The sequence below is a fragment of the Moraxella osloensis genome, assembly GCF_001553955.1.
GTDB classification, from domain to species: domain Bacteria; phylum Pseudomonadota; class Gammaproteobacteria; order Pseudomonadales; family Moraxellaceae; genus Faucicola; species Faucicola osloensis.
Window position 1 is genome coordinate 1148663 of sequence record NZ_CP014234.1, and the last position, 13117, is coordinate 1161779.

Below are 13117 nucleotides of genomic sequence, written 5' to 3' on the forward strand. Positions count from 1 at the left end.
GTGGTAGGCCTGTCGAACCATAACGACCGTTACCCTTAGACAAGCTCAGGGCAAACGGTGCTTACTATAATTTAGGATTGACTATAACTAAATTTGGGTTTGCTTTATCCTTCCACAATAGGCCGTCTGGCTCAAGTTAAATTTTTTGTAAACTTTCACTTGAGCCGTTTATTCCACAAATCTAACGATTGAGCGACAACAAAATGTTATAATCGACTTATTAACAGATACCTATGACAATTTGAATCAGGACAAACCTTTCGATGAGTATCAGCACCAGTAACGCCCCTACCAGTCACAAACCCCACGACCCCACCAATTTTAAATTAACGCCCCCTGCCAATTTTCCGTATCAAGACCGTCAAGCGACCAATAAAGCCCGTTTAGCTGAGCTGTTAAAGCAGCGGATTTTGTTTCTTGACGGGGCGATGGGGACAGAAATCCAAAACTATAAACTTATCGAGGCAGACTACCGTGGTGAGCGATTTGCCAATTTTGGACGTGATGTCAAAGGCAACAATGATTTATTGGTACTGACCCAGCCGCATATTATCCGTGATATTCACCGCTCGTATCTTGAGGCAGGCGCAGATATCATTGAAACCAACAGTTTTAATGGCACGCAAATTTCGATGGCGGACTATGGCATGGAAAATCTCGCCTATGAGATTAACAAATCTGCCGCCGCCCTTGCCCGTCAAGTGTGTGATGAAGTCACTGCGACAAACCCAGACAAACCTCGGTTTGTGGCAGGCGTGATTGGTCCCACCTCTCGCACTTGCTCGATTTCACCCGATGTCAATGACCCAGCGTTTCGTAACGTCACCTTTGATGAACTGGTTGATAACTACACCGAGGCGACTTATGCTTTGATTGAAGGCGGTGCCGATATCATCTTGATAGAAACCGTTTTTGATACCCTAAATGCCAAAGCAGCGATTTTTGCGGTGACAGGCGTGTTCGAGACCATTGGGTTTGAATTGCCGATTATGATTTCGGGCACCATTACCGATGCATCGGGACGTACGCTGTCGGGGCAAACTGCCGAAGCGTTTTATAATTCAATCCGCCACGCCAAGCCGATTTCGATTGGGTTTAACTGTGCACTGGGTGCAGATGCGTTAAAGCCGCATATCAAAACCTTGTCGGATGTGTGCGAAACTTTTGTCTCCGCTCACCCCAATGCAGGCTTGCCCAACGAGTTTGGCGAATATGACGAAACGCCTGAGCAAACTGCCACCATGGTTGCCGACTATGCCAAGTCTGGCTTGGTCAATATCGTGGGCGGCTGCTGTGGTACCACCCCCAAACATATCGCCAAAATTGTCGAGATGACGTCACCCTTTGCCCCGCGCCAGCTGCCAGACTACAAGCCAGCTTGCCGATTGTCGGGACTCGAAGCATTCAACATCACCCGTGACAGCCTGTTTGTCAATGTCGGTGAACGTACCAATGTCACAGGCTCAAAGAAGTTTTTGCGTCTCATCAAAAACGAACAATACACCGAAGCATTAGACGTGGCTCGTGACCAAGTCGAAGGCGGCGCCCAAATCGTTGATATCAACATGGATGAAGCCATGCTAGATAGCAAGGCGGCGATGATTCACTTTGTTAATTTGGTTGCCAGTGAGCCAGATATCAGCCGTGTACCGCTGATGATTGATTCGTCAAAATGGGACATCATCGAAGCGGGTCTTAAATGCACGCAAGGCAAATCTGTGGTCAATTCGATATCGCTAAAAGAAGGCAAGACAGAATTTGTGCAAAAAGCCAAGCTATGTCAGCGTTATGGGGCGGCGATTATCGTCATGGCGTTTGATGAAGACGGACAGGCGGACAGCTTTGAGCGTAAAATCGAAATCTGCAAACGCTCCTACGATATTTTGGTTGATGAAGTCGGTTTTCCGAGTGAAGACATCATCTTTGACCCCAATATTTTTGCCGTCGCCACGGGCATTGAAGAGCATAACAATTACGGCTTAGACTTTATTAATGCCACCCGATGGATTACCGACAATTTGCCCAACGCCATGGTCTCAGGCGGTGTGTCGAATGTGTCGTTCTCATTTCGTGGCAATCCCATTCGAGAAGCCATTCACGCCGTGTTCTTGTACCATGCTATCAAAAACGGCATGACCATGGGGATTGTCAACCCCGCCATGCTAGAGCTGTATGACGATATCGACCCAGACGTTAGAAACGCCATTGAAGACGTGATTTTGAACCGTAACCAAGGCGAGTCAGGTCAAGACGCCACCGACCACTTGATGCAAGTGGCAGAAAACTATTTAAGCGGTAAGAAAAAAGACAGCACCGTCGATTTGTCATGGCGTGAATTGCCTGTAGAAAAACGCATTGAACATGCGTTAGTCAAAGGGATAACCACCTATATCAATGAAGACACTGAAGAAGCACGGCTAAAATTCCCCCGTCCCTTAGACGTCATCGAAGGACCTTTGATGGACGGTATGAATGTGGTCGGTGACTTGTTTGGGGCAGGCAAAATGTTCCTACCACAAGTGGTAAAATCCGCTCGGGTGATGAAGCAAGCGGTAGCATGGCTTAATCCGTATATTGAAAAAGAAAAAGTTGCAGGCGAAACCAAAGGCAAAGTGCTCATGGCAACGGTGAAAGGCGATGTGCATGACATCGGTAAAAACATCGTCGGCGTGGTGCTCGGCTGTAATGGCTATGACATCATCGACTTAGGCGTGATGGTGCCTTGTGAAAAAATCCTACAAGTCGCCAAAGATGAAAACGTCGATATCATCGGCTTGTCAGGCTTGATTACCCCAAGCCTTGATGAAATGGTGTATGTCGCCAAACAAATGCAGGAGCAAGGCTTTAATCTGCCCCTACTGATTGGCGGTGCGACGACGTCAAAAGCCCATACCGCGGTAAAAATCGAGCCCAACTATCAAAACGATGCGGTTGTCTATGTTGCCGATGCCAGCCGCGCAGTGGGCGTAGCGACGACCTTACTATCCAAAGAAAAACGCGTCGATTTTATCAGTGCGCTGCGTCAAGAGTATGGCGAAGTCCGTGAACGCCTTGCCAATCGCCAACCCAAAGCGGCAAAGCTGTCGTATGCAGAATCGATTGAACAAGGCTTCCAATACGACTGGGCGAACTACACGCCGCCTAAGCCCAACCAATTAGGACAAGTCATTTTGGACGATTATCCGTTACAAAATTTATTGCCTTATATCGACTGGACACCTTTCTTTATCTCTTGGGGATTGGTCGGCAAATATCCCAAAATCTTTGACGATAACATCGTCGGGGAGGAAGCCAAAGACTTATTTGCCAATGCCCAAGCCATGATTGACAAATTAATCAAGGAAAAATTGGTCACAGCTAAAGCGGTGTTTAAACTAAGCCCTGCCCAACGCCCAAGCTCAGACACGGTGCAGGTACTCGATGAGCAAGGCAATGTCGTGCATACCTTTGAGCACCTGCGCCAGCAATCTGATAAAGCCAGTGGTAAACCTAATTACAGCCTAGCGGATTTTATCAGTCCTGAGAAAACCGATTATCTCGGTGGTTTTACCGTGTCATTGTTTGGCGCAGAAGCACTTGCTAATGACTATAAAGCCAAAGGCGATGATTATAGTGCCATCATGGTACAGGCGCTTTGCGACCGCTTTGCTGAGGCATTTGCTGAGCATTTGCACGAGTTGATTCGTAAGCAATATTGGGGCTATCAAGCGAGTGAAAGCCTAACCAATGATGAACTCATCAAAGAAAAATACGTCGGTATCCGCCCTGCGCCGGGTTATCCTGCCTGCCCTGACCATACCGAAAAAGGCAAGCTGTTTGACTGGCTTGACACCACCAACGCCATCGGCACCTATTTGACGGAAAGCTATGCCATGTACCCTGCGTCTAGTGTGAGTGGGTTTTATTATAGTCACCCAGAGAGTGATTATTTTAATGTGGGTAAAATCAGCCAAGACCAGCTTGAAGATTATGCTAGACGTAAGGGTTGGGATAAAGCTACCGCAGAAAAATGGCTAAATCCGAATTTGTGATTTTAAGTGAAAAAACGACAATGTAGGGTTGTCGTTTTTTTATCGCTTGGTGTTAATTAGCGCATGTATCTCGTTTGTTATCTTTACTCTTGTCACACCAAAACATATTGAATATTAATGTTTTTTTAGCGCGATGGTTTTCGCCAACTTGTCTAATTGCCGTATGGGTTGTTTGTTATCCGTGGGCTGCTGATAGCGGATTTGTCGATATAGCGCGGCAAGTGCTTGCAGGGCTGCCTTATCGCTGACTTTTGGCTCAAGTCTAGTAAGCCAAGCCAGCACCCCTTCACTATCCTGCCTGGCAAGCGTTTTGTCTTTTTTTGCCAAGCGATTGGATAACTGTACCATAATCCAATCATGCTTATCCCACACCCGGCGGCGACGCCACCACAGCCACAATCCCAATAGTGCAAGGACGCTGACAAGGGTGACAAACATCACCATCACTTGCTGATAGACAGATTGGATATTAAGCCATTTAAACAGCGATGACCGCTGGCGGTCTTGGTCATAGCCGACCACATCGCGTTGCCAATAGTAGCTAGCCTGGTCAAACAAGCGGCGCGCTTGCTGCAGCATTTGAAACTGCTGATAGCTAATTTGTCCTGCCACGCCCTCACCAAACATTTTTGCCCCAGCGTCTTGGGTGACAGTGTCCATACCCTGCTCGACCCGATTGGGTGCGACAAAGCCCGTAGGATCTACACGCACCCAGCCACGCCCTTGCACCCAAATCTCGCTCCATGCATGGGCATCCATTTGCCGTACTTCCCAACTTTTGCCATCACGCCCTAACTGCCCACCTTGATACCCGGCTACCACCCGAGCAGGTACACCTGCCGCTCGCATAAGGTAAGTAAAACTTGACGCATAATGCTCACAAAACCCTGCACGGGTAGCAAATAAAAAATCATCGATGCGATTATTACCCAAGGTAGGGGGTGATAAGGTGTAGCGAAACTGCTGGCTACGCATCCACTGGGCGATGGCGTTGGTATAGGCAATTGGGTCATCGCCTGCTTGGCGATACAGTCGCTGCGCAAATTGGCGACTTTGCGGATTACCGCCTGCTGGCAATGCTAAATTGACCTGACGTTGCTGGGTAGATAAGGCTAAATTGATAGGCGCATCATCTAACCAATGCACTTGATAAGTAAACCGCTGATTGACAGTGTCCCAATACCGCAGGGTAAAATCCGACGTCAGCCCAATGCCTTTTTGGCTGGTTATCGGATAATCAAGCCCAAACAACCAATTTTGTCCCGTCTGCTCTAAAATCACCCGATAGTCAGGGATAACGGCTAAGGTAAAGCGTTTACTCAGCTTCAACGTCGGCAACAACCAATCAGCAATCGGCTGGTCGGGCGTCCAAAGCGAGGAGCTAGGATTGGCTCGCCAGGTGGTACCATCAAAATCAGAAAATACCAAACCGCGCCAATATAAATTTTGTTGGCTTGGCTGATTGCCTAAAAATTCTACCCGAAACGCCAATTCAGTCGATTGGCTGAGGTTGGCAAAATCGCCCGGTGACATACTATCTGACATGCCGGTCTTTGCTTGCGCGCCGCTCAAATGCACCGACCATAGCGGCGGCAATCGGGGAAAAAATAAAAACAGAATAATGGTCAGAGGAATCGCTTGACCGACCAATAAGCCAAGCGTACGGTAGCGTCCTGTACCATCATCATTTTGCGCAATCATGGCAAACAACACGACCATCGTGCCAATCGCCACTTGTAGCGTTGTCATCAAATCTTGGTTGATTAAAAACAGCCCAGCAAGCACAAATAGCGATAAACTGAGCACCACATAGCCATCACGCCTGGTATGCAATTCTAGTAGCTTACTGACGGCACACAATAGCAAAAACGCGATACCGACATCCAATCCAAAGGCAGTACGATAGGTCAAATACAGCCCCACCAAGCTTGCAATGAATCCTGTGTACTGTATCAACTGTAATGAGCGCGGACGATACAAAGCATTGGGCAACCAACGTCGCAGGGGTTGCAATTGAAAGATGATAATAAAAAAGGCATACACCGATAGCCAAATGGGTAGATTTTTGACGTGAAAAGCCACAATCAACAGTTGAGATAGCAATAGCCACTGATACGCTGAGATTTGGTTTAGGCGCGCAGATAAGGTTAAGCTGGCGCGATTTGGGCTAGGGCGATTCATGGCGTTTTTGCCAATCTTAGCAAACATTGCTGACGAAATGCTTGTCCTTCACCTATTGCGTCTTCACCATCCGGCAGTCGCAATTGAAAAGCGATTTGGCTCTGGGTCAAACTATCCACCCCGTAGCGCAGCTGGCTGAGTTTTTCCTCATGCGTCACCGCAGGCATCTGATAGTAATCCAGCAATTGCTGCTGCCCCACACTCTCCACAAAACGTTTTGACATAAGTCCTTGCCCACGCGCGACATGCGCCCACGAAATACGCGCCAATGATTCCCCTGGGACATAGTTATCCAGCTGGTCAAAATCTTCCTGCCCTGCTTGGGTGTGTAAGGCAGCAGTTTGCTCGTCATCAGATGGCACAAACTGACTGGCTTTCATCTCATAGCTCAGTGGTGCAGGATATATCCACGCGTGTCCTTCAAAAAACACATACGACCAAGCTTGCAAAATCCCTAAGGGATATAGGGTACTCACCGTGAGTCTGGGTAACACAAATTTGCCGCGTTTGTCGGCAGCTAACCATAAGCTGACCTGTTGCGGCGCTTGTATTTGACTGAGCAACAGCCAATCATTTGGTGCGGACTGTGTATTGGGTTTGCGGTGTATCGGCTGTTTAAAGTCAAAGGCATTGTTGGTAAAACTTAACCGAATTTGCCGATGCGGCTGACTTGACTCACTACTAATTTGCAGTCGCACTTGCACTTTGCCACCCACTTGCGTGTCGCTGATATCCACCAATTTGATTTGCAACCCTGCCAAGTGGGCAAAGGTATAATGGATAGTCACCACAAGTAGACTACCTAGCAAAAAGCACAAACCCAACACCAAATTATTGGCATAATTAATCCCTGCGACAAAGAGAATGACGAGTAAAAAAGCGTACAGCAATCCTTCTTTACTTAAAAAAATATATACGTTGCGAAGGTTTAGGGTGATGTCGCGGCTGATCGGCGCTCGACGCTTAAACCATGTTTGCAAGTAGTTTTCAAGTCGCTGTCGAATGGCAAACATGATAGGCGCGGGCTCTTAATTGGGATAATTTCATCGAATCATAAAAATACAGCAATGAGAAAGTTTTTAACGCTAAAATACGTTATACATCATGGTTTACACCAGTACCGGCACTTGGCGTAATAACTGGGTGGCAATCGATTGCGGCGGCTCACCGCCCAAATGATTAAATGGGATAAAAGCTTGCCCCAAGCGGTGATCGACAACGGCAGCAAATACCGCTTGGATATCTTCTGGCGTCACTTCATTGTAGCCACCCAAATAAGCGAAGGCCTGTGCCGCTTGCTTGAGCGCTAACACACCACGGGTAGATAGACCATGATAGTCTCGGCTTTCACGCGTTTTTGCTACCAATCGCTGCAAGTAGTCAATCACAACATCTGCGATATATACCTCTTTGGCTTGCGCTTGTGCCTGCTGCAATGACTGGGTATCTAACATCGGGGTAATTTGGCTCAGCATTTGACGTCTATCTTTACCCAGTAGCAACTCTCGCTCTGCATTAACCGAGGGATAACCCAGCGATAAACACATCAAAAACCGATCCAGCTGTGACTCAGGCAAAATAAACACACCCGATTGCTGCGTCGGGTTTTGGGTGGCAATCACAAAAAAAGGTTCAGGGAGTTTTCGCGTTACCCCATCTTGCGACACTTGCCGCTCTTCCATCGCCTCTAACAGCGCAGATTGGGTTTTTGGGCTTGAGCGATTAATTTCATCGGCAAGTAACAGCTGGCAAAATATCGGCCCTGTCTTAAATTCAAATGTGCCAGTATCGGTTTTATACAGCGAAATCCCTAGAATATCGGCAGGTAGCATATCGCTGGTAAATTGCACCCGATTAAACGATAACCCCAAATGGTTGGCAATCGCGTGCGCCAGTGTGGTTTTACCCATTCCTGGTAAATCTTGAAGCAGTAAATGACCATTGGCCAACAAACAAGCAACCGCCAGCTTCACCACGGCAGGTTTATCCAAGACGATATCATTTATACTTACCAGCATGGCTTGCAATCGTTGTTGTAACGGCTGATTGTCTAAGTTACCCATCACCATGTGGTCTATCCTTTAAAGGTTTAAATGTTGTTTATCAATCATGTTAACTCAAAATATCGCTAAAAGGCATAGCCACAAAGCGATTTAACGAAGTGTCGAAATATAGGCAATAATATCTTGGCGGACTTTGGCATCAGCAATCGGGTCAGAACGCATACGCGTTCCTGCGATGGTCTGTTTTGGATGGGCGATATATTTATCCAAATTTTCCGCTGTCCACGTCATATTGCTGTTTTTTAGTGCGTCTGTATATTGATAATCGGTTAATAAGGCGGATTTTGCCCCATAAATACGCATTAATTGCGGGCCTTTCTCGTTATTTCCTGGCTGCAGCTTGTGGCATTTGAGACAAGCTTCCTCGTATTGCTTTTTACCGTTATCGGCATCCCCTTGGCTATAAACAGGTAAGGTAACTGCTGGGCGCTCGGCGGGTGGCTGATGCTGACACCCTGTGGCAATGACGATACAAAGACCCCATCCTAGCATAGGCAATGGTTTGGTTTTATGAATGATTGTTTGGTGCATTTTGGCTAACTCGTTTTTACTTTATAAATTCAGCGCTTAGATTTAGCTTGGTTCAGTCTCGATGTGCATGGTGTCACTCGCTTTTTGCAAATATGCTCCTTGCAAATAACGCGCACCGACTGTCCATGCCGCTGACATGGCGGCAGGGTCTTCAATAAAAGGCATCAAACAACTAGAACCGCGCTCAGTGATTTCGCGCACCACCGTTGCCACGGTATTGACATTGTCATTATTGCTCAAATCTTTGATATAGCTGCGATCGAGTCGTACCAGTTGCGGTTTGACAAATTCCAATACTTCCATCGCATTGACCGCCGAGCCAAAATTATAGATACCTAGGTGACAACCTATTTGGTTAAGCGCATTACTTTGTTTGGCTGCCACCGCTAGATGATCCATTACCATGGTTTCATTAAACTGTAACGTCAATACCCCCCGCTCGCTGGTACCTAATGCTTGCATCAATCGACTTATAAAGCTTGGCAAGGTGGCATCTGCTAGTGATATCGGGCTTAAATGCACTAATAATCGGGCACTGGCATCGACCTCATGACGGTAACGTTTTAAATCTTTACAGGCTTGAATCAATACCCAACGGTCGATTTTATCCATTAACTGATGCCGGGTCGCCACTTCTAAGAATTTATCAGGTGCCATTAAGCTGCCATCGGCTAGCGGCAGGCGTAAAAACACCTCAAACATGTTACTGACATCGTTTTCAACGTCATAAATTGGCTGATATAATAATTTAAATTTGCTGTGTTCTAGCGCATCACGTAGCGATTCGTACAGCGCACTGTCATCACTGCTGGCAAAACTACTTGGGTCATATAGATAGAATAAATCTTTATCGTCGTTGCTGTCTTTATGGGCTTTGGTTGCCATGTCGACGGCTTGGATGACACGGTTAATAAGACTATTGGTATCAGGTGCACTGGCGTTGACTAAGGTTGCACCAATGGTTACTGTGGTCTTAACCGTACGATGACCAATTTCAATAATGGTGCTATTAATATCGGTAACCAATTTTTGTCCTAACGCTGTCAAATCTTGTTGTCGCATATTAGGGATAATTAGCATAAACATGCTATCATTAAAACGGCTCAAATAGCCATTTTTCACCCGCTCTACCCCAATAATCTCAGTGAGATGTTGCTCAAGAATATTGGCAACGGCAACCACCACCCCATCAATCCCTTCAATCCCCACACTGGCATGAATTTTACCAATATTATCGATTCGTAACGCCATCAAACCCACAGATAGGTTTTTTTCAACAATCACGTCACGCAGTCGGTTAAACAGTCTTTCAAAACCATGACGATTAAATAGCCCTGTGATTGAGTCAATGCGTTCCATCGCCTCAAGTTTTTTGGCAAGCTCAGCGCTATTGGCTTGTTCGTTGGGCTGGATAATGACTTGTAGACACGGCTGACTATCATAGGTAGCAGCCGCTAACTGCAGCTTAGCCGCGAAGGTGGTATTATCTTTTCTCACACTTTCAAATTTAAATTCGACGTTTTTACGGTTGCCTTTTTCAAAGTCTTTTAAAAACGTTTTAAAATCTTGGATATTGTTGCGCGCAATCAAGTCAACAACGGGTATCCCCATCAATTCATCGAGCGTTTTAAACCCAAACATTTCAAGATAGGGCTCATTGGCATAAATATGTAAACCATCTTCAATATAAGCCACTGCACTCTTGGAGTTTTTGATAAGAATATTGGCACGCTGTTCGGCATCGCTCAATACCATTTTTAGGCGCTCAAGCTCGCGGACGAGTTTATGATGCTCGTGTTCACGGCAGATACGAATGGCCATGCGCAGTAACTTATTTTTGCGCAAAGCATCCGCTGCACCCCAATAGGTATATAAAGGTAATAACTTATGGGTTTTATCAGGGCCGCTAACAAGCTGGGTCTGGGCTTGCTCATTGGCAGTTAATGCCTCTGGGTAATCAGTCGCGTCATCAGGCAACAAAGCGATGACGGGGATGTGAGCATCGTGGGCTTTTAAAATCTCTTTGACGTCTTTAAACGATAAATCATACGCATTCCCCATCAAAATAATGTCCCAAGACTGGCGCAATAACTTTATCAGCTCGTCTTTGGCATCCAAAAATCCTAAATTAACCTGTCTATAATAATGTTTTTCTAGTAATCCAACCAAATGTTCGGCATACAGCTGGTTATCATCAATGATTAACAGGTTGAGTTGTTTTTGTTTTTGCATCGATTCACTATCCCATTAAACGCTTGGTTTATAGAGCACTAAGCGAGCTATTATAAGCGAATTTTTTGATAAATTATTTATAATATTAGATTCAATTTCTTATTATATGATTAATCAATCAAAACGGCTATAAAGCGATGAAAATCTTTTATTTTTAATGGGTTAGATTTATTTTGGCAACTTTTGTTGCCATTTTTTAGCGATTAAAACTGAATTCTCACAAAAGCGTATTCCTCGACATCATCAGTCATATTAAGTAGCTCAGTTAAACGCACGTTAATTTCTTTGTTATCAATACGTATCACCAGCTTGTCTGCCACTTGGTAGCCAAAACGCGCCATTAGCAAGCGGGTCTGGCTATCAGTGTTGTTTGGGGCGGTTGGAATTATAAATGCCGCAACAAAATGTGGCTGACGGCTACCGGCATTTTGAAAGCGCACGCCACAGGGAATCGCATTTTGACAATGCACTTGCACTTGTGCCTCAATTTCTAAGTAGGTCTTGTTGGTTGGTTGCCCAGCGGGCGTATCGATAAAACCCTGACGGTTGTCTTTAATATAGCCGAGCTGCCAAGTTTTTGAACCATTAACCTTTCGCATCGCAATTAAGGAATTGACTTGCAATTGACTCAGCGGGTGATAGTTATCGCCACGGCTGATGCTCGGATATTGGTCAACGAGCTGATTGTGGTAGCTAAACACATGCGACAGACACATAGATTGAGGATTTTCTTTGTTCAGCGCGACAACGGTATATTTTTTAAGATACTCAGTATTTTGAGTTTTGGGTTTTAACCGCTCAGGCAGCTCATTGGCCTGAATGAGATTACCCAAACTGGTTTTATTCGCAAGCATGTAATGGATATTATTAAAGCCGAGCACGACTTCACATTTTGCATGGCTATGATAATACTCTGCCGCTGGTTTTAACCCATCTTGCAGATTATTCAATATCAATTTGGCCTGACGCGCGCTATTTTTTATCTCAGCATCAGTGCCGATTTGACCTTGGATAATGGTTTGATGCAAGCGTTTAAATAACCGACTAAACATCACAAACAGGCAATTACTGGTTGCTGCAAAGGGATTGAATGTATCATCGATTTCTAGCAGTTTGGGCGGCTGTTTACCTTCTAAATCAATATACAGGTAAGGTTTTTCAACCAAATCTTTACTGATAATGAGCTCTTGCATCAACTGGGTACTTACTTTTTGAATGGCTAAAATATCGGCACGCCGACAAGCATACGGATTGGTGACCGCCACCATCAAGCAGTGAAAATAAATATCCTCAATCGATAGCGGTGCGCCCTGTTTGCTATATTCATTGGCAGAATGCAGTTTGACTGGCAGGGTGATAGATTGCCAATCATTGGTGACCGCAAATCGATAGCAGGCATTCAGATATTGCCAAATTACCTGTGTATCTTTACGATAGCCGATATATTTTTCAAACAGCGATTGGCGCAGTAATAGCATGATACTATATAGGCAGCGCTGAATGACTTGGGTGGGGGTAAGGGATTGAGGTTTACGGCGAAATAAGCCAGTGATGCCTTTTTTATCAGCCACTTCAGGGCGAGCCGATGCACGCTGCCAAATGACATGGTAGAACATGATGCTTAGATAATGCACCGATAATACGGTATCTAAGCCTTGCTGTTTTTCTTCATCCAAAATCCCGGGCTGGGTTTGGTAATTCACCCGTAATTTACCGAGTAATACGCTGACGGCTTTATTAACCTCCTCAAACAAGGCAAAGCGTTTGACATCGTCAATATCGGCAAACATCAACTGGTTTATCACGAATTTATATTCGTCATACATCTCACACACAGACATACGATTAAAGTGCATCTGCCAATCGGTTGTATCCTGCAATGAACTCTGGGTCACTTTAAGTTCAATAGGACTGGTCGGTGTATCGTTTATGCGCTGTAAGAAATCGTCTAGTGTGAGATCCGTAACCATTTTTTTGCACCAAAATGCACAACATTTTTCGACTTATTTAGCAATAAATAACACAAAAGCCACATTTTATCTAGCTATTTTAGGATAATTGCACTATTTAACAGACAAA

At 45.5% G+C, this 13117-nt stretch carries 7 protein-coding genes; 1 reads left to right on the forward strand and 6 read right to left on the reverse strand.

Annotation, left to right across the window (positions count from 1 at the left end; all coding sequences use genetic code 11):
* The first annotated feature begins 263 nt into the window (after nt 1-263).
* The gene (metH, locus tag AXE82_RS05015; protein ID WP_082741414.1) at nt 264-4031 is read left to right on the forward strand and encodes a methionine synthase; all 3768 of its coding nucleotides are present in this window, start codon (nt 264-266) and stop codon (nt 4029-4031) included.
* Nucleotides 4032-4145: 114 nt separating this feature from the next.
* Here the strand turns inward: metH and AXE82_RS05020 are convergent, their stop codons facing one another.
* The 6 genes from AXE82_RS05020 to AXE82_RS05045 form a co-directional block, all read right to left on the reverse strand.
* Nucleotides 4146-6239: a transglutaminase TgpA family protein gene (locus AXE82_RS05020; protein WP_227713379.1), complete on the reverse strand. Its 2094-nt coding sequence runs from the start codon at nt 6237-6239 to the stop codon at nt 4146-4148.
* Nucleotides 6209-7225 (reverse strand): DUF58 domain-containing protein, encoded by a 1017-nt coding sequence (locus AXE82_RS05025; RefSeq protein ID WP_062332122.1) that lies wholly within the window; start codon nt 7223-7225, stop codon nt 6209-6211. The genes AXE82_RS05020 and AXE82_RS05025 overlap by 31 nt, the downstream gene beginning before the upstream one ends.
* Before the next feature lie 96 nt (nt 7226-7321).
* Nucleotides 7322-8281: an AAA family ATPase gene (locus tag AXE82_RS05030; RefSeq protein ID WP_062332124.1), complete on the reverse strand. Its 960-nt coding sequence runs from the start codon at nt 8279-8281 to the stop codon at nt 7322-7324.
* A gap of 84 nt (nt 8282-8365) precedes the next feature.
* The gene (locus AXE82_RS05035; RefSeq protein ID WP_062332127.1) at nt 8366-8806 is read right to left on the reverse strand and encodes a c-type cytochrome; all 441 of its coding nucleotides are present in this window, start codon (nt 8804-8806) and stop codon (nt 8366-8368) included.
* Between the two features lie 42 nt (nt 8807-8848).
* On the reverse strand, nt 8849-11038 hold the full coding sequence (locus tag AXE82_RS05040; RefSeq protein WP_062332130.1) for a GGDEF/EAL domain-containing response regulator: 2190 nt from the start codon (nt 11036-11038) through the stop codon (nt 8849-8851).
* Between the two features lie 203 nt (nt 11039-11241).
* The gene (locus AXE82_RS05045; RefSeq protein ID WP_062332131.1) at nt 11242-13008 is read right to left on the reverse strand and encodes a hypothetical protein; all 1767 of its coding nucleotides are present in this window, start codon (nt 13006-13008) and stop codon (nt 11242-11244) included.
* Between the last annotated feature and the right edge of the window lie 109 nt (nt 13009-13117).

Excerpts from the sequence above, each read along its gene's own strand:
- AXE82_RS05040 (WP_062332130.1), bottom strand. The coding sequence starts at position 11,038 with ATGCAAAAACAAAAACAACTCAACCTGTTAATCATTGATGATAACCAG.
- AXE82_RS05025 (WP_062332122.1), bottom strand. The coding sequence starts at position 7,225 with ATGTTTGCCATTCGACAGCGACTTGAAAACTACTTGCAAACATGGTTT.
- AXE82_RS05030 (WP_062332124.1), bottom strand. The coding sequence starts at position 8,281 with ATGGTGATGGGTAACTTAGACAATCAGCCGTTACAACAACGATTGCAA.
- AXE82_RS05045 (WP_062332131.1), bottom strand. The coding sequence starts at position 13,008 with ATGGTTACGGATCTCACACTAGACGATTTCTTACAGCGCATAAACGAT.
- AXE82_RS05020 (WP_227713379.1), bottom strand. The coding sequence starts at position 6,239 with ATGTTTGCTAAGATTGGCAAAAACGCCATGAATCGCCCTAGCCCAAAT.
- AXE82_RS05035 (WP_062332127.1), bottom strand. The coding sequence starts at position 8,806 with ATGCACCAAACAATCATTCATAAAACCAAACCATTGCCTATGCTAGGA.
- metH (WP_082741414.1), top strand. The coding sequence starts at position 264 with ATGAGTATCAGCACCAGTAACGCCCCTACCAGTCACAAACCCCACGAC.